The organism is Methylobacterium endophyticum (assembly GCF_050591105.1).
Taxonomy (GTDB): Bacteria; Pseudomonadota; Alphaproteobacteria; order Rhizobiales; family Beijerinckiaceae; genus Methylobacterium.
On the sequence record NZ_JBNHES010000010.1, the window covers coordinates 59983 to 75928 of the forward strand.

At 72.1% G+C, this 15946-nt stretch carries 16 protein-coding genes, 1 tRNA gene and 1 pseudogene; 12 read left to right on the forward strand and 6 right to left on the reverse strand.

The window, feature by feature from the left end:
- Window positions 1-58 precede the first annotated feature (58 nt).
- Together ACP56T_RS12855 and ACP56T_RS12860 are read left to right on the forward strand one after the other, a co-directional pair.
- A pseudogene (locus ACP56T_RS12855) lies at window positions 59-538 on the forward strand (VIT1/CCC1 transporter family protein); the annotation flags it as partial.
- 82 nt (window positions 539-620) lie between these two features.
- Window positions 621-1574, forward strand: coding sequence for a metallophosphoesterase family protein (locus ACP56T_RS12860; protein ID WP_430912612.1), 954 nt, complete (start codon window positions 621-623; stop codon window positions 1572-1574).
- A gap of 34 nt (window positions 1575-1608) precedes the next feature.
- Here ACP56T_RS12860 and ACP56T_RS12865 read toward each other — a convergent pair whose 3' ends face one another.
- The gene (locus tag ACP56T_RS12865; protein WP_430912515.1) at window positions 1609-1767 is read right to left on the reverse strand and encodes a hypothetical protein; all 159 of its coding nucleotides are present in this window, start codon (window positions 1765-1767) and stop codon (window positions 1609-1611) included.
- 423 nt (window positions 1768-2190) lie between these two features.
- On the opposite strand from ACP56T_RS12865, the gene ACP56T_RS12870 reads away from it, so the two are divergent.
- Window positions 2191-2280 (forward strand) — tRNA-Ser (locus ACP56T_RS12870).
- Between the two features lie 657 nt (window positions 2281-2937).
- Here ACP56T_RS12870 and ACP56T_RS12875 read toward each other — a convergent pair.
- The gene (locus ACP56T_RS12875; protein ID WP_430912516.1) at window positions 2938-4047 is read right to left on the reverse strand and encodes an FAD-dependent oxidoreductase; all 1110 of its coding nucleotides are present in this window, start codon (window positions 4045-4047) and stop codon (window positions 2938-2940) included.
- A 62-nt stretch (window positions 4048-4109) separates the two neighbouring features.
- On the opposite strand from ACP56T_RS12875, the gene ACP56T_RS12880 reads away from it, so the two are divergent.
- Window positions 4110-4562 (forward strand): MarR family winged helix-turn-helix transcriptional regulator, encoded by a 453-nt coding sequence (locus ACP56T_RS12880; RefSeq protein ID WP_430912517.1) that lies wholly within the window; start codon window positions 4110-4112, stop codon window positions 4560-4562.
- A gap of 82 nt (window positions 4563-4644) precedes the next feature.
- Here the strand turns inward: ACP56T_RS12880 and ACP56T_RS12885 are convergent, their stop codons facing one another.
- Entirely contained in the window at window positions 4645-5598 is a 954-nt protein-coding gene (locus ACP56T_RS12885; RefSeq protein WP_430912518.1) for a CE1 family esterase, read from the reverse strand.
- A 74-nt stretch (window positions 5599-5672) separates the two neighbouring features.
- Between ACP56T_RS12885 and ACP56T_RS12890 the strand changes: the two genes are divergently transcribed.
- A complete protein-coding gene (locus ACP56T_RS12890; protein ID WP_430912519.1) occupies window positions 5673-6293 on the forward strand; it encodes a TetR/AcrR family transcriptional regulator in 621 nt (206 codons plus the stop codon).
- 204 nt (window positions 6294-6497) lie between these two features.
- The gene (locus ACP56T_RS12895; protein WP_430912520.1) at window positions 6498-7712 is read left to right on the forward strand and encodes a PepSY-associated TM helix domain-containing protein; all 1215 of its coding nucleotides are present in this window, start codon (window positions 6498-6500) and stop codon (window positions 7710-7712) included.
- 33 nt (window positions 7713-7745) lie between these two features.
- On the opposite strand, the gene ACP56T_RS12900 is transcribed toward ACP56T_RS12895, so the two are convergent.
- Window positions 7746-9830 carry a TonB-dependent siderophore receptor gene (locus ACP56T_RS12900; protein WP_430912613.1) on the reverse strand — a complete coding sequence of 695 codons (2085 nt, stop codon included), beginning with the start codon at window positions 9828-9830 and terminating at the stop codon, window positions 7746-7748.
- A 363-nt stretch (window positions 9831-10193) separates the two neighbouring features.
- Between ACP56T_RS12900 and ACP56T_RS12905 the strand changes: the two genes are divergently transcribed.
- From ACP56T_RS12905 to ACP56T_RS12925, 5 genes are read left to right on the forward strand one after another with little or no spacing between them, the layout of a single operon-like run.
- Window positions 10194-10424, forward strand: coding sequence for a hypothetical protein (locus ACP56T_RS12905; RefSeq protein ID WP_430912521.1), 231 nt, complete (start codon window positions 10194-10196; stop codon window positions 10422-10424).
- Window positions 10421-11998: a cytochrome ubiquinol oxidase subunit I gene (locus ACP56T_RS12910; RefSeq protein WP_430912522.1), complete on the forward strand. Its 1578-nt coding sequence runs from the start codon at window positions 10421-10423 to the stop codon at window positions 11996-11998. The genes ACP56T_RS12905 and ACP56T_RS12910 overlap by 4 nt, the downstream gene beginning before the upstream one ends.
- A gap of 19 nt (window positions 11999-12017) precedes the next feature.
- Window positions 12018-13160 carry a cytochrome d ubiquinol oxidase subunit II gene (gene cydB / locus ACP56T_RS12915; RefSeq protein ID WP_430912523.1) on the forward strand — a complete coding sequence of 381 codons (1143 nt, stop codon included), beginning with the start codon at window positions 12018-12020 and terminating at the stop codon, window positions 13158-13160.
- A gap of 20 nt (window positions 13161-13180) precedes the next feature.
- Entirely contained in the window at window positions 13181-13321 is a 141-nt protein-coding gene (gene cydX / locus ACP56T_RS12920) for a cytochrome bd-I oxidase subunit CydX (RefSeq protein WP_430912524.1), read from the forward strand.
- Window positions 13299-13577 carry a cyd operon YbgE family protein gene (locus tag ACP56T_RS12925; protein WP_430912525.1) on the forward strand — a complete coding sequence of 93 codons (279 nt, stop codon included), beginning with the start codon at window positions 13299-13301 and terminating at the stop codon, window positions 13575-13577. Before cydX ends, ACP56T_RS12925 begins: the two co-directional genes overlap by 23 nt.
- A 26-nt stretch (window positions 13578-13603) precedes the next feature.
- On the opposite strand, the gene ACP56T_RS12930 is transcribed toward ACP56T_RS12925, so the two are convergent.
- Both ACP56T_RS12930 and ACP56T_RS12935 read right to left on the reverse strand, forming a co-directional pair.
- A complete protein-coding gene (locus ACP56T_RS12930) occupies window positions 13604-14254 on the reverse strand; it encodes a 3-oxoacid CoA-transferase subunit B (RefSeq protein WP_430912526.1) in 651 nt (216 codons plus the stop codon).
- 11 nt (window positions 14255-14265) lie between these two features.
- Complete coding sequence (locus ACP56T_RS12935; protein ID WP_430912527.1) at window positions 14266-14925, reverse strand: CoA transferase subunit A; 660 nt, start codon at window positions 14923-14925, stop codon at window positions 14266-14268.
- Between the two features lie 238 nt (window positions 14926-15163).
- Here ACP56T_RS12935 and ACP56T_RS12940 point away from each other — a divergent pair, with 238 nt between their 5' ends.
- A complete protein-coding gene (locus ACP56T_RS12940) occupies window positions 15164-15886 on the forward strand; it encodes a spermidine synthase (RefSeq protein WP_430912528.1) in 723 nt (240 codons plus the stop codon).
- Window positions 15887-15946 lie beyond the last annotated feature (60 nt).

Genomic DNA, 15946 nt, shown 5'->3' on the forward strand with positions numbered 1-15946 from the left:
GAATCTAAACAGGAACGGCGCGATGGCGGCTGAGTTTGCGGAGGCGGATGCGGAGGCGCGAAAAACCTTCGTGCTGCGATATGTCCAGCCGGGCCTGGCCGGGCTCATCGACGGCTCGGTCTCGACGCTGGCGCCGATCTTCGCCGCCGCCTTCGCGACGCACAGCAACGCGGCGACCCTGCTCGTGGGGCTCGCGGCATCGGTGGGGGCCGGCATCAGCATGGGCTTCACCGAGGCGCTCTCGGACGACGGCAGCATCACCGGGCGCGGCGCGCCGCTGACGCGCGGGCTCGTCTGCGGGGCGATGACGGCGCTCGGCGGCCTCGGCCACACGCTGCCCTTCGCCATCCCCGATGCCTGGCCGCACGCCTTCGGCCTGGCGACGCTCGTCGCCGTGGCCGTGGTGGCGGTGGAGCTCGCCGCCATCGCGACGATCCGCGCGCGCTACATGGCCACGCCCTTCTGGCGCGCGACCCTGCAAGTGGTGGCGGGCGGCGTGCTGGTGCTGCTGGCGGGCATGGCCATCGGCAGCGCCTGAGACGCCGTGCGCGCGCTTGACCTCGGCGCCCGGAGCCGCGATTGCGGCGCCAGCGATGACGACAGCGCCCGGACCGATCCCGATCTTCCGCCTCGCCCATCTCACCGACCCGCATGTCGGGCCGCTGGCGCGCCCGCGCCTGAGCCAGCTCCTCGGCAAGCGGGCGACGGGCTATGCCAACTGGCGCCGGGGGCGCTCGCGCAGCCACGACATGGCCGTGCTCGCCGCCCTGGTGGCCGACCTCCGGCGGGAGGCGCCCGACCACGTCGCCTGCACGGGGGATCTCTGCAATATCGGCCTGCCGAGCGAGTGGGAGACCGCCCGCCAGTTCCTGAGCGAGCTCGGGGCGCCGGAGACGGTCAGCTTCGTGCCCGGCAACCACGACGCCTATGTGCGCGGCTCCCTCGAGGGGCTGCTGGCCGCCTGCGGCCCCTGGACGGCGGGGGATTCCGGCGGCGAGGGCCGCTTCCCGTATCTGCGCCGGCGCGGCCGGGTGGCGCTGGTCGGCCTCTCCTCGGCGATCCCGACGAAGCCCTTCGTGGCGAGCGGCCGCCTCGGACCGGCGCAGATCGAGGCGGCGGAGACCCTGCTGAAGGACCTCGCGCGCACACCGGAGCGGCCCGTCCGGGTGGTGATGATCCATCATCCGCCCCATCCGGGCGGCGCCACGCCGGGGCGCGAGCTGAAGGACGCCGCCGCCTTCACGGCGATGATCGGCCGGGCCGGCGCGGAGCTGGTCCTGCACGGGCACAACCATATCGGCAGCGTCGCGCACATGCCCGGACCGGACGGGCGCGCGGTACCCGTGGTCGGCGGCCCCTCCGCCTCGGCGCGGCCGGGCAACCACCACGGCCTGCCCGCGCGGCGCGCCGCCTATTTCCTCTACGCCATCGACACGGCAGGCGAGCGCCCGGTCATCAGCGCGCGCCAGCGCGGCCTCGGGCCGGACGGCGCCGTGGTGGATTTCGGCCCGCTGCTTCTGGGGGATTTCGGGGAGGGTGCGGCCCTTCGCGAGGCGCCGGCCGCACTCCTGTGAGCGACGCCCGGCGCCGCCGTCGGGAAAGGTCCGCTCAGGCTTCCGGGGGCAGGGCCGCGCGGCTCTGGCGGGCGATGCTGGCTTCGTAGCGCTCGGCCTGGAGCCGGGTCAGGCCCGAGATCAGCGCCACGGGGCCGCGATAGATGGTGTAGGTGCCGTCATGGGTCGGCTTCACACGAATCGTCTCGGACATGGGAGCATCCTTGTCGTTGAGGAGAATCGTCGAACGCTGTCACGCGAGCGGCACCGTACCCCGCCCGGCGGCCGGCGCAAGACCGTGCGAGGACCGTCTACGTAGGTATTTTTCGCCGTGCCGCAGCAGGGTGCGCAGGCCCCGTCCGCTGCCCGTTCCGACCAAGTCTCGCCGGGGACTGGGAAACACCGTCGCGCCGCCGGCGGCCACCGCGGCGCGGCAAGTCCCGGCGCCCCGGCGGGGATCGTGGCGGCCAGGTCGGGGCGCTCCGCCGCCTCCATGTCCGGCGCCGTTCGACGAGAACGGAGCCGAATCGGCGCCGCAGGCTTGCGCCGGGCGGCAGCGGCGGCTACAGCACCGCGCCCGACAGCAGACAGATCGCCGGCCGCCCCGCGCGCGCCGCCCGGTTTCCTGTCCGGGCCCGGAGGGGTGGCCGAGTGGTTGAAGGCGCACGCCTGGAAAGTGTGTATACGGGAAACCGTATCGCGGGTTCGAATCCCGCTCCCTCCGCCAGATCGACCGCCGCCGCTCTGCGCACGCCACCGACAGCCACCTGATCGCATCGAGCCTCCCCGTGTTCGGGTGGAGGCGAGCGCCCCGTGGGGATGCCGACGACGCTTTACGGTGTTCAGGGCGAGGCCGTCCAATTCATCGGCGCGCCGGCAGAATGATGCCATCGGGGTGAGCGGGCGCAGGCGAGCATTCGAGCGCAGGCCATCGGCCAAGTGTCGGATTAGGCTCGGGCACGAGCCTGTGGCATGCTGGCGAATGATAGCAAACAGCCGAGCTTATACCGTCACGGTGGTTGCGAACACGCGGCCTGACGGGACTTATCGGTGGCTCATTCACTCGGCCGGCGGCGAGGTCGTCGCTCGATCTCCCTATGCGTTTGCGACGAAAGTCGGGGCCGCGACCTCGGGAGCATGCTGGCTGCGGGAGATCGCCGCCCCAGGCTAGGCGAAATGCCGGCGAGGGCCGACCGAACATCATCTCGATGCGGATGCCGGTCCCCCGGCGCGTTGGGCTAGGAGTAGGAGCGGCTCATGCGGGCTCCGGGGTCTCCGCGGAGCTCAGGCGATGGGCCTCGAGGCAGCCGATCCTGCCGGCTCTCCCCCATGTCCTTCGCGATTCCGCAAGCGCATGAAGGACGTCGCCGAGCCGTCCGCGCGATCAGCTTCCGCTCACGCGCGCTCTGTAGTGCTCCAGGACCGGCCCCGCTCCTTCGGACGAGAACGCGCCGTCGAGGCCCTGGGCGGCTCCCGCGGCGGCGATGGCGGCCCGCGCCGCCATGGCTTCCTCGTAGTCCGTGACGGCCCGCCAGCCGCTCCCCGAGGTCAGCGCCTCGGCGAGATCGACCGCATCGGCGAGGGCGAGATTCACGCCTTCGCCGGAGAACGGGGACATCAGGTGCGCCGCATCGCCCAGCAGGGTGAGGCCCGGCCGGCTGGCCCAGCGGTGCCCGATGGGAAGCGCGTAGAGCGGACGGACCGCGATGAACGTCCCGGTCTCGAAGATGGCCTTCAACGCGGGCGCCCATCCGGCGAAGACCTCACGCAAGGCCGCGCGCAGCGCCTCCGGCGACAGCGCCTGCCAGCGCCGCGCGTCCGCCTCGCCCAGGCGCAGGCCGGCATATCCGCGAATATGGCCGAGCCCGTTCCGCTGGGTGATCAGGACACGGTTGTCGCCCACCGCGAACAGCTTGCCGCTGCCCGTCAGCGCATCGATGGCGGGATGCCGCTCGACCTCGAAGCCCAATTCGACCAGCGTGACGCCCTCATAGGCCGGGGCGGCATCGCCGAGCAGCGGCCGAACGCGCGACCACGCGCCATCGGCACCGACCACCACGTCGAATCGCTCGCGCCACCCCTCGCCGATCACCTCATGGCCGCCGCCGGTGGGCGCGATCGCGACGACGCGATGCCCCCAGCGCACCGTGCCGGGCGTCAGCGCGTCCAGAAGGATCTGGCGCAGGAGCGTCCGGTCGATTTCGGGCCGGTCGTCGCCGGGCTCGTCGCGGTCGAACAGCAAGCTGCCGTCGACATCGTAGAGCCGGTCCCCCTGGTCCTCGGGGCGGGCCGCGGCCGCGAACTCCGCCTCCAGGCCCGCGAGCCGCATGGCGCGCTGGCCGGTCTCCCCATGCAGGTCGAGCGATCCGCCCTGCGGCCGCTCCCCGGCATGCGCATCGCGCTCCAGCACGACGGGCGAGACACCGCGCAGTTGCAGCAGCCGCGCCAGCATCAGGCCGCCGGGGCCGCCGCCGACGATCGCTATCCGATCCATTGCCACGTCATCGAGCTCCATCTACATAGGTTCCTATCTACATGAACATAGGAGCCTATGCAATGGCCGGCGACGATGACGTCTGGGAGCCCCTTCGCCAGCCGGGCCATTACGTCGCCCGGATCGCGCGGGGGCTCGGCCGGATCGGCGACGCGCGGCTGCGCCCCCTCGGCTTCGCCACGGCGCAGTTGCCGGTGCTGGCGGCGCTGAAGGACGGGCAACGGCTGTCGCAGACGGAGCTCGCGCGCCTGTCGAAGGTCGAGCAGCCGACCATGGCGCAGATGCTGGCCCGGATGCAGCGCGACGGCTTGGTCAAGCGCGAGCCCGACCCCCGCGACAAGCGATCGAGCTTCATATCGCTGACGGACGACGCGCTCGGACGGTTGCCGGCCGGCCGCGCGGTGCTGCGGCAGGGCAATGCCGACATCACGAAAGGCTTGTCGCCCGAGGAGGTCGACACCCTCGTGTCCCTGCTCGCGCGCGTCCTGGCGAATATCGAGGCGCTCGAACGGTGAGCCCGGCGTGACGACCGGGTGGAGACGCCGGGATGTCTGTTCTCCCCCAGGGGGCCGCACAGGCCCCCGCGACGGTCGCCGGCTACCGGGCGTGCGCCTTGAAGAAGGTCCAGATGGTGTCCGTGGCGTCGATCGGCGCGGTGCCGGCGGCGCCTCCGGCGAGGCGGCCTCCCGATCCCGGCCAGCCGTGGCCGCCCTGCGGCAAGTCGAGGAACACGACGTCGGCATTGCCCCGGCAGCCGGTGCCGGTCTCCGTCGTCAGGCCGGGCTGGCGGGTGACGGAAGCCGGGCGCGCACAGCCGTTCGCCGCGCGCCAGAAATCCACCGCGTGGCGGACGGGCTCGAACCGGAGCGTCTGGGCCCTGGCGACGAATCCGGTCCCGCTCATCCCGCCTTCGAAACCGACCACGGGATCCTGCTCGCCATGCATGATGAGCATCGGGACGGGGGCGCGCGGCGCGGGCTCGTTGCCGAACAGGGCGCCGGAGACGACCGCCGCCGCCGCGATGCGGTCGCCGAGCGCGATGGCGACACGGTGTGTGAGCATGCCGCCGTTGGAGAAGCCCGCGACGTAGACGCGCCGCCCGTCGATGGGCACCTGCCGGGCCACGTCGTCGATGACCGCCGCGACGAAGCCGACGTCGTCCACTCCGCGCGCCACCGCCTCGCCGCAGCAGCCGCCGGCGTTCCAGGTGCCCATCCGGTCGTTGCGGCCGATTCCCTTCGGCGCGGCGACCACCAGCCCCGAGGCGCGCGCCCGTGCCTCCCAGCGGGGGATCATCGTTTCGGGGCTGCCGCCGCCGCCGTGCAGAACGATCACCAGCGGCGCCGGCCCGGTGCCGCGGCGGTGGTCGAGCAACAGGTAGCTGCGCTCCAGTCCGCCGACGGACAGGGTCTTCGCCACCGCGCCGCCAGTGGTCTCGGATTGTTCGGCGGGCGCGCCCAGCAGCCGGTCCAGCAACCGGGGCCGCGCCTGCGCCGCCGTGAGAGTCGCCGCGATCATGCCGCAGGCCGCCAGAAACCTCATCCCGTTCATGCCGCGCCGCTCCCTTCCTCATGCCCGGCTTGAGGGCCGTTACTGTCTGGTAACAGCTTGTAACTATATGGTCCATGAACCACTGTCACGCCATGGCCGGCACCTACGCGGACATGCTCGACGACCATCGCAGCCACCGGCGCGCGCTGCTGCTCGCGCAGGCGGCGGAGGCGCTCGACGCGCATGGCCTGCGCAGCGTCACCATCGACGCCATCGCCGAGCGGGCCGGCGTCGCGAAGGTCGTGCTCTATCGCTATTTCGGATCGAAGGACGCGCTGATCGACGCGGTTCTCGACGACATGGTCGAGGCCCTGCTCGGGGTCGACGCCATGCCGGCGCGCTGGTGGACCGAGCGCCTGCCGCACACCCTGGCGCTGGCGCGGCGCAAGCGCGCCGCCCTCCGGGTCCTGCTGCGCCAGGCACCGCACGATCCCCGCTTCGGCCGGCATGTGGAGCATCTGCACGCGGTCCTCGCCGAGCGCACGATCGAGCGCATCCGCGAGGCGCTGGGCGAGCCGGGGGCGATGCCGGGGGAGCCGGCGATGCTGGCGCGGATGGTGTCGAGCCTCCTGCTCGACGCCTATCTCGGCTGGGTGGATGGCGGCGATCCGGCGCGCGAGGCGGAGTTCCTCGACTGGCTGGCGGCCAGCGTGCGGTTCCTGGTCCGCCGCTGGTGGACCGGGACGACGGGCTGACCCCTCGGCGGCGCCTTGGCACTGGCAGCACTCTTGGCGCGGGCGCCGCGCGCTGCGATACGGGCATCTCCTGCGGCCGAGGCGCGGGCGCCCTCCCGCGCTCCGCCGCCGAGGCCCTTCGTCCGGACAGACGGGCCGGATCGCGTCGACCTTCGCGCAACGCGGACGGGCCGGCCCGATCCGGTCCACGAGACCCCCGCAGCCATGCTCGCGTCGCTTCCCTCCCTGCGCACCATCCTGTTCCGCCTGCACTGGCTGCTGGGCCTCACCGCCGGGCTGGTCCTGGCGCTGGTCGGCGTCACGGGGGCTCTCCTCAGCTACGAGGAGGCGCTCACCGATCTCGCGGATCGCGACCGCATGACGGTGACCGCCCGCGAGACGCCGCTTCTGTCGCCGGAGGCGCTGGTGGCGCGCGTCGAGGCGCAAGGCCCCGGACGGACGGTCGGCGCGATCGTCCTCTCGGACGCTCCGAGCGCGAGCATCCGGGTCCGCTTCGCCCGCGATCCCAAGGGCGGCGCCCGTGCGGCCTCGGTCTATGCCGACCCCTATGACGGCACCGTGCTCGGCCCGGTGAGGCTCGAGGGGACCTTCGCGACGATCCGGGCGCTGCACCGCTGGCTGCTCATCCCCGGCGACGGCAAGGGCTGGGGGCGCAGCATCACCGGCGCCTGCACGCTCGCCCTGCTCGCCTTCCTGGCGAGCGGCCTCTACCTGCGCTGGCCGCAGATCCACCGCTGGCGGATCTGGCTCAAGCCGAGCCTCTCGCGCCCCGGACGCCCGCGCTGGTGGTCGCTGCACGCGGTGGTCGGAACCTGGGTGCTGCCGGTCTATCTGGTGATCGCGCTCACGGGCCTCACCTGGTCCTACGACTGGTTCAAGGACGGCGCCAACCGCCTGCTGACCGGCAAGCCGACCGAGACGGCGGGAGAGGCGCCGCGCATGCGGGAGGGCGGCCGCAAGGCGGGCGCGGGCGAGCCGTCCCCGAAGCGGCCGGCCGGGGCCCTCGACCGCGCGCTCGCCGCCTTCCAGTCCGGCGAGGGACACGAGGCGGCGCTCTCCGTCGTCACGCTGCCGGGGCCCGAGGGCAAGGCGATCCGCATCCGCTGGATCGCGAAGGGCGACGCGCCGGGCGCCCGCAACGAAGCGCGGTTCGACGCAGCGACCGGCGCGCCGCTCGCCGCCTCCCGCGACGCGGACCTGACGCTCGGCGAGCGCATCGCCGGCAACATGCTCGAAGTCCATCGCGGGCGCTTCTTCGGAGAGGCCTTCGCGCTCGTGTTCTGCCTCGCCGCGCTGCTGATGCCGGGATTCGCGGCCACCGGCCTGACGCTCTACGTGCTGCGGCGGCGCGCCCGCAGCCGGCGCAACGCGGCGGCACGCGCGCCCGTCGCCACGGGCGGCGCGCGGACGGTCTCCTGAAGGGAGGAGCCCGCCCGCGCGGCCGGAGGCCGCCTACATCCGCGCCGTCAGCGTGGCCAGCACCGAGAAGGGCGCGCCGGGCATGTTGTTGAACTGGTTGAAGGGCTGCTCGATGTAGCGCGCGTTGGTCAGGTTGCGCATGTTGACGGCGAAGCGATAGTTCTGGTCGATGTCGTAGTAGATCGCCGCGTCGAGGCGGGTATAGGCGCCGACCGTGTAGCTGTTGTTCAGGTCGCCGACCCGCTTGCCGACATGGGTGGCGCCGAAGCCGAGGCCGAGGCCGCGCAGCGGTCCTTCCGAGAACTCGTAGGTGGTCCAGAGGCTACCGCTGAAGGCCGGCACGGCGGTCAGCTTGTTGCCGACGATGGCCGTGTTGACGTCCTTGGTGATGCTTGCGTCGAGATAACCGACGCCGCCGATGATCTTCCAGCCGGGGAGGATCTGGCCGGCGATGTCCGCCTCGACGCCCTCCGAGCGCTGCTGGCCGGTGATGATCGAGTAGCCGGTATTGGCCGGATCGGAGACGGCGACGTTGTTGCGCGTGATGCGGAAGGCCGCCGCGCTCAGCGTCAGCGCGGGGTTCAGGTCGAGGCGCGCGCCGGCCTCGTACTGGTCGCCCGTCTCCGGGGCCGGGTTCGAGACGTTGAGGACGTTGGCCGTCTGCGGCTTGAAGGAGGTCGAGTAGCTCGCATAGAGCGTCAGCGGGTCCACCGGCCGGTAGACGAGGCCGACGCGCGGCGAGGTCCCCGACAGGTCCTGATCCGGCGGGATGGTGCGCGAGCTCGGCGTGCGGCTGAAGTAGAACTGCGTTCCCGTGTCGTAGCGCACGCCGACGAGCAGTTGCAGGCCGAGACCGAGATCGATCTGGTCCTGCACGTAGAGGCCGTTCAGCTCGTTCTTCTGCTTGAGATCCGACTGGAGCGACTGCGCGCCCGGCAGGGCCCCGAAGGTCGGGTTGAGGAAGCTCACCGAGGCGACGCTGCCCTGGTTCGTGATGGAGCGCCGGTAGCCGTTGGTGTACTCGAAGCCGACGAGCACGGTGTGATGCAAGCCCAGCAAGTCGAACTTGCCGACGAGCTCGGTCTGGCTGTCGACCGAGGCGTAGCTGGAGGTGACCGTGGTGCTGCGCCGCATCACCAGGGTGTTGTTGTTGTTGAAGCCGGTGGCGCGGGTGGCGAGCAGGTCGAACCCGCCGCCCTGCGCGCTGATCACCTGCCGCAGCATCAGGTTCTCGTTGAAATCGTGCTCGACGCGCAGCAGGCCGAAATTGGCTGCGGCGTTGTAGCGGGAATAGGGCTCGCCGTAGAAGCGCGCGACGTTGTCCAGCGGGACGCGTCCGTTCCGGGCGATCAGGCCCTCGTCGTACTGGCTGTCCTGCTTGGTGAACTCGCCGACGAAATAGACCCGCGTGTCGGGGGTCGGGTTCCAGGTGAAGGCGGGGGCGATGAACTGGCGGATGTTCTCGCGGTCGCCGTAGTTGCGGAAGGTCGGGTCGGTCTGTGCGGAGAAGCTCAGCCGGCCGGCCAGCCCCTCGACGCCCGCGACGGGGGCCGAGACCGAACCCTGGACCCGCCGGAAGCCGAAGCTGCCGCCCTGCACGCTGGCATCGGCCGAGGGCACCAGGCTCGGCCGGCGGGTGACGACGTTGATGAGGCCGCCGGGCTCGCCGCGCCCGTAGAGCACGGAGGCCGGCCCCTTCAGCACCTCGATGCGCTCCACGTCGGCGAGGTCGCGCTGCACCGTGTAGAAGTTGCTCGCCTGGTTCAGCAGGACGCCGTCGATGGCGTAGGTCTGCGTGTTGAAGCCGCGGATGACGAAGGTGTCCGTCCGCCCCTGGAGGGTGCCGGCCGGCTGGACGTTGCTGACCGTGGTCACGCTGTCGGTGAGACGCTGGTCCTGCCGGTCGGCGATGACCTCGCGCGGAACCACCTGGACCGATTGGGGCACGTCGCGCAGCGGCGTGTCCGTGCGCGTGGCGGTGGCCGAGCGCGACGCGCGGTAGCCGACGACGGGGCTCGACGCCGTCTCGTTCCCGGTCCCGATTCCCGTCACGCTCAATTCGCGCAGGGCGGTCTCGGCCTCCTGCGCCAGCGCCGGGGCCCCGGATCCGGCCGCCAACCCGATCGCCGCCGCGAGCGCGATGCGGTGATGCCGGTTTCGCGCCGAGCGCGCCTCCACGTGAGTCAAGGTCGTCGTCCGTCCATGGTCTCGGGCGATCCGCCTCGGATGCCCTGTCGCGCTTTTAGGAAGCGGAGGCCGGCGCCCGCAACGATCCGCCGGGGATAAATCACGCCCACCGCCGCGATCTTCCGGCCCTGTCTCCGAAACGGCACCAATTACATTGGAATAACTCGAATCTACTTCGTCCGAGTACTGGGGATCGGGGGCGATGCACCGTATCCGCCGGCGGGACAGCTTGCGTTCCACGGCACGGCCTCCGGGATCGGCGGCGCGCGGGACGGACGGGAAAGCCCGGAGCGCTTGATCGACATCAAGGCAGCCTCGCCGCCCGCCCGCGAGGATCGCGGCACCATGTTCCAGCACCCCCTCGCCCGAGAGGTCGCCGTCGCGGTCGCGGTCAAGACGCTGATCGTCCTGGCCGCCGGCCTGCTGATCTTCGGCCCCGCCCGCCCGCGGATCACGGAGACCGGCGTCGCGGAACGGCTTCTCGCGGCGCCCCCACCGATGCCCGACCGGAGACCCCTGCCATGACCGCCGCAGCCATGGACGTCGTGCAGCTCTCACGGCTCCAATTCGGCCTCACCGCCCTGTACCACTTCCTGTTCGTGCCCCTGACGCTCGGCCTCGCGCTGCTGCTCGGGATCATGGAGAGCGTCTACGTCATGACAGGCCGCGAGATCTGGCGGCGGATGACGCAGTTCTGGGGAACGCTGTTCGGGATCAACTTCGCCATGGGGGTGGCCACCGGCATCACCATGGAGTTCCAGTTCGGCACGAACTGGGCCTATTACAGCCACTACGTCGGCGACGTCTTCGGCGCGCCGCTGGCCATCGAAGGGCTGATGGCCTTCTTCCTGGAAGCGACCTTCATCGGGCTGTTCTTCTTCGGCTGGGACAAGCTCTCCAAGGTCGCCCATCTGTGCGTGACCTGGCTCGTGGCCCTCGGCTCGAACCTCTCCGCGCTCTGGATCCTCATCGCCAACGGCTGGATGCAGCATCCGGTCGGCGCCCGCTTCAACCCCGACACCATGCGCATGGAGGTGACGGACTTCGCCGCCGTGCTGTTCAATCCCGTCGCCCAGGCGAAGTTCGTGCACACCGTCAGCGCCGGCTACGTGACGGGATCGATGTTCGTGCTCTCGGTGAGCGCGCTCTACCTGCTGCTCGGCCGGCATGTCGACCTCGCCAAGCGCTCGATGACGGTGGCCGCGAGCTTCGGGCTCGCCGCCGCGCTCTCCGTCGTCGTGCTCGGCGACGAGAGCGGCTACACCGCCGGCGAGAACCAGAGGATGAAGATCGCCGCCATCGAGGCGATGTGGGAGACCGAACCCGCGCCCGCCTCCTTCACGCTCTTCGGCCTGCCGAACCTGGAGGAGCGGCGCACCGCCTACGAGGTGAAGGTGCCCTGGATGCTGGGGCTCATCGCGACGCGCTCCCTCGACAAGGAGGTGCCCGGCATCGGCGAGCTCGTGGCCCGTGCCGAGACCCGCATCCGCACGGGCCTGCGCGCCTACGAGGGGCTGGAAGCGTTCAAGCGCGACCGCACCGACGCGGCCGCCCGCGCCCGCCTCGAAGCGGGCGCCGCTGATCTCGGCCACGCCCTGCTCCTGAAGAAGATCCGGCCCGACATCCTGGCCGCCACCGACGCCGAGATCGCGCAGGCCGCGTGGTCGACGGTGCCGCCGGTCTCGCCGCTGTTCTGGAGCTTCCGCATCATGGTGGGCCTGGGCTTCCTGTTCATCGCCCTGTTCGGCTTGGCCTTCTGGCTCGCCTGCCGGCGCCGGCTCGACACGCACCGGGCCTTCCTGTGGGCGGCGCTGCTCGCCCTGCCGCTGCCCTGGGTCGCGGCCGAGCTCGGCTGGTACGTGGCCGAGGTCGGGCGCCAGCCCTGGGTGATCGAGGGCGTGCTGCCGACCTTCCTCGCGGTGTCGAGCATCTCGGCGGCCAATGTCTGGACGACGCTCGTCGGCTTCGTCGCCTTCTATTCGGTGCTCCTCGTCGTCGACCTCTACCTGATGACGAAGACCATCCGCCTCGGACCGGACGCGATCCTCGGAACGACGCCCGGCGCACGCGTCGTGCCGCTGCCGGCCGCCGCCGAATAGCCCCTCCCGGAGACGCGCGATGACCCTCGACTACGAGACCCTGCGGCTGATCTGGTGGGCGCTGCTCGGCGCCCTGCTCATCGGCTTCGCCGTCATGGACGGCTTCGACCTCGGGGTCGGCATGCTGCTGCCCTTCGTCGCCCGCACCGACCTCGAGCGGCGCGTCGCCATCAACACGGTGGGCCCGGTCTGGGAGGGCAACCAGGTCTGGCTCATCCTCGGCGCCGGGGCGATCTTCGCCGCATGGCCGCCGCTCTACGCGGTCGCCTTCTCCGGCTTCTATCTCGCGATGTTCCTGGTGCTGTGCGCGCTGATCCTGCGCCCGGTCGGCTTCAAGTTCCGCTCGAAGCTCGCCTCCCCGCGCTGGCGCGCGGTCTGGGATGGGGCGCTCTTCGTCGGCGGTCTGGTGCCGGCGCTGATCTTCGGGGTCGCCGTCGGCAACGCCTTCGTCGGCGCGCCCTTCCGCTTCGACGCCGACCTGCGCCTGACCTACGAGGGCACGCTCCTGGGATTGCTGAACCCCTTCGCCCTGCTCTGCGGGCTGGTGAGCGTCGCCATGCTGACCCTCCACGGCGGCACCTATCTGGCGCTCAAGGCGGACGGGCCGGTGGCCGCCCGCGCGGCCCGCATCGCCCGGAAGGCCGGGCTCGCGCTCGGCCTGCTGTTCACCATCGCCGGCTTCTACGTGGCCTTCGGCGTCGCGGGCCATGCCGTCCTGCACGGGGCCGGGGGGAACGCGCCCTCCAACCCGCTCGCGAAGCAGGTCGCGACGCAGACCGGCGCCTGGCTGGCGAACTACGTCCTGCATCCCTGGACCCTCGCGGCGCCCGCCCTCGCCTACGCCGCCACCGCGCTGGCGGCCCTGCTCGTCGTCCGCGGCCGGCCGGGGCTCGCCTTCGTGGCGAGCGGGACCGCCGTCGCCGGGGTGGTGGCGACCGCCGGCCTCAGCCTGTTCCCGTTCCTGCTGCCCTCCTCGCTCGATCCGAACGCGGGGCTGACGGTGTTCGACGCCTCGTCGAGCCGGACCACGCTGCTGATCATGCTCGTGGCGACGCTGATCTTCCTGCCGCTGATCCTCGCCTACACCGCCTGGGTCTACCGGGTGCTGCGCGGGCGCGTCACCGAAACCTGGGTCGAGGCCCAGGGCAAGGCCGTTTACTGAGACCGCTGAAGGAGCGCACGATGTGGTATTTCGCCTGGGTCCTCGGCGTGGGCTTCGCCTGCTCCTTCGCGATCCTCAACGCCCTCTGGCTCGAGGCCCAGCCCGTGAGGGCCCTCGCGCCCGCGCCCAGGACCGGCGATGGCGACCGCACCCGCGTCTAGGGCCGCCTCCCTCGCCGCCGCCCTCTCGCTGTCGGCGGTGCTGCTGCTCCATCCGCGCATCCTCGGGAGCCGGCTGGGGCCGGTGGAGCACGCGCTGCTGCCGGTCCTGCTGCTCGGCGTCTCCGGCGCCTTCGTGGTCGGGCTGGGCTACCGGCCGGACAACCGGCTCGCCCGCGCCGTGCTCTCGCCGGCCGTGTCCTGGAGCCTGATGAGCCTGGGGCTCGCCGTGCTGGTCCTGCGCCGGCTGGCGGCTTGAGGGCCGTTCCGGCGGATCGCGGCGTCCTAGACCCGCATCTCGCACAGATCCTCGGCGATCCGCAGCGGCGTGGCCGTCGCGGCGAGCACCGCGTCGACGGAGAGGCCCGGCGCGATCTCGCGCAGCACCAGCCCCTCGGGGGTCGGCTCGATCACCGCCATGTCCGTGACGACGAGCGTCACCGGGCGCAGCGCCGTGGGCGGCAGGGTGAGCGTGTCGACGATCTTCGGGTCGCCTTTCTGGGTGTGGTTCATGGCCACGACGACGCGGCGCGCGCCGCTGACCAGATCCATGGCGCCGCCCATGCCCGGCACGATCCGGCCCGGCACCATCCAGTTGGCGAGGCACCCGTGGCGGTCGACCTGAAGGCCGCCGAGCACGGTCATGTCGAGATGCCCGCCCCGGATCAAGGCGAAGGACATGGCGGAATCGAAGGCCGCCGCCCCCGGCAGGGCCGAGACGAAGGCGCCCCCGGCGTCGGTCAGGTGCACGTCCTCCATGCCTTCGGGCGGGCGGGCGCCGAAGCCGATGATGCCGTTCTCGGACTGGAAATAGACCCGCAGGCCCTCGGGCACGTAACAGGCGACCTGCGTCGGCAGGCCGATGCCGAGATTGACCAGGGTGTTGTCGTGCAGTTCCCGCGCGACGCGCCGGGCGATGAGTTCTCTGGCGTCCATGTGGCGCCTCCTCACACGAGCTGCGGGCGCTCGACCAGATGGTCGATGAGGACGCCGGGGGTATGGATCACGTCGGGGGCGAGGACGCCGAGCGGAACGATTTCGTTGGCCTCCGCCACCACCACGTCGGCGGCCATGGCCATCAGCGGGTTGAAGTTCCGCGCGGTCAGCGAATAGACGAGGTTGCCCGCGTAATCGGCGCTGCGCGCCGCCACCAGCGCGATATCGGCCCGCAGCGCCGGCTCGACCAGATAATCCACGCCCGCCACCTGCACGATCTGGCGTCCCTCCCCCGCCGCCGTGCCGATGCCGGTGGCGGTGAGCACGCCGCCGAGCCCCGCTCCCCCGGCCCGGATGCGCTCGGCCAGCGTCCCCTGCGGCACCAGCTCGACCTCGAGCGCGCCGGCCAGCATCAGCTTCTGCGTCTCGGGATTGGTGCCGATATGCGAGGCGACCACCCGGCGCACGCAGCCGGCGGAGATCAGCCGCCCGATGCCGACGCCCGGCCGCGCCGTGTCGTTGGCGATGACCGTGAGGTCGCGGGCCCCGCGCGCGACGAGGGCCGCGATCACCCGGTGGGGCGAGCCGACCCCCATGAAGCCGCCGATCATGACGGCGGCGCCGTCCGGGACGCGGGCGGCGGCGGCATCCGGCGAGAGAGCGGTCCTCATGCGTCCTGTCCCACGCGTGTCGTTCTCCGCATCCCGATGCCCGGAGGATGCTCCGGGGATCGGCCAGTGTCGTGCGCGGCGGCCCCTCTCCGCAAGAGCGCGCGCGGGCCCGCGCGGCGCGTGTCCCCGGCTTCCATGCTATCCGCGCGGCCGGCGCAGGGGTCCGGCGCAAGGGTCGGCGAGGGCTTGCGGGAGCGTGCGATCCCCGTCATCCCCGCCGCGAGCAGCGAGGACGCGCATGATCCCCTGGGTCGATGTCGACGAGGGCCCGGTTCCGGGCGAAGGCGAGACCCTGCGCCTGCGGCGGCGGGGCGACGAGTTCTCCATCCTCGCCGGCGCCACCGAGCTGATGAACAGCCGGCTCAGCGGCTCGGAGAAGGCGCTGGCCGATATCGCCTGCGAGCGGCTGAAGGACCGGCCGGCGGCGCGGATGCTCATCGGCGGGCTCGGCATGGGCTTCACCCTGCGCGCCGCCCTCGGCGGGCTCGGGCCGCGGGCGCGGGTGGTGGTGGCCGAGCTGGTCCCGGCCGTCGCGGCCTGGGCGCGCGGCCCGCTGGCGCATCTCTTCGCGGGATGCCTGGACGATCCCAGAACCGACCTGCGCGTGGCCGATGTCGGCGCCGTGATCCGCGCCGAAACCGGCCGCCTCGACGCCATCCTGCTCGACGTGGACAACGGCCCCGAGGGGCTGACCCGGCGGGAGAACGACCGCCTCTACGAGGCCGGCGGCCTCGCCGAGGCGCGGGCGGCGCTGCGGCCGGGGGGCCTGCTCGGGGTCTGGTCGCAGGGGCCGGACGCCGCCTTCGCCGGACGCCTGCGGCGCGCGGGCTTCGCCGTCGAGGAGATGCGCGCGCGGGCCGACGGACGGGGCGGAGGCCGCCGCCACGTCATCTGGATCGCCACCCGCGCTGAAGCGGGAGCACGGCCCGCCGGCCCCCGCAGGCCGGCGCGGCGCCCCTGACGCGAAACGGCGCGGCCCTCCGAGAGGACCGCGCCGCTTCGTTCACCGATCGATGCCTAC

Bases quoted from the DNA above. Each gene is read 5' to 3' on its own strand.
- ACP56T_RS12865 (WP_430912515.1), bottom strand. From the start codon at position 1,767: ATGTCCGAGACGATTCGTGTGAAGCCGACCCATGACGGCACCTACACC.
- ACP56T_RS12875 (WP_430912516.1), bottom strand. From the start codon at position 4,047: ATGGATCGGATAGCGATCGTCGGCGGCGGCCCCGGCGGCCTGATGCTG.
- ACP56T_RS12880 (WP_430912517.1), top strand. From the start codon at position 4,110: ATGGCCGGCGACGATGACGTCTGGGAGCCCCTTCGCCAGCCGGGCCAT.
- ACP56T_RS12885 (WP_430912518.1), bottom strand. From the start codon at position 5,598: ATGAACGGGATGAGGTTTCTGGCGGCCTGCGGCATGATCGCGGCGACT.
- ACP56T_RS12890 (WP_430912519.1), top strand. From the start codon at position 5,673: ATGAACCACTGTCACGCCATGGCCGGCACCTACGCGGACATGCTCGAC.
- ACP56T_RS12895 (WP_430912520.1), top strand. From the start codon at position 6,498: ATGCTCGCGTCGCTTCCCTCCCTGCGCACCATCCTGTTCCGCCTGCAC.
- ACP56T_RS12910 (WP_430912522.1), top strand. From the start codon at position 10,421: ATGACCGCCGCAGCCATGGACGTCGTGCAGCTCTCACGGCTCCAATTC.
- cydB (WP_430912523.1), top strand. From the start codon at position 12,018: ATGACCCTCGACTACGAGACCCTGCGGCTGATCTGGTGGGCGCTGCTC.
- cydX (WP_430912524.1), top strand. From the start codon at position 13,181: ATGTGGTATTTCGCCTGGGTCCTCGGCGTGGGCTTCGCCTGCTCCTTC.
- ACP56T_RS12925 (WP_430912525.1), top strand. From the start codon at position 13,299: ATGGCGACCGCACCCGCGTCTAGGGCCGCCTCCCTCGCCGCCGCCCTC.
- ACP56T_RS12930 (WP_430912526.1), bottom strand. From the start codon at position 14,254: ATGGACGCCAGAGAACTCATCGCCCGGCGCGTCGCGCGGGAACTGCAC.
- ACP56T_RS12935 (WP_430912527.1), bottom strand. From the start codon at position 14,925: ATGAGGACCGCTCTCTCGCCGGATGCCGCCGCCGCCCGCGTCCCGGAC.
- ACP56T_RS12940 (WP_430912528.1), top strand. From the start codon at position 15,164: ATGATCCCCTGGGTCGATGTCGACGAGGGCCCGGTTCCGGGCGAAGGC.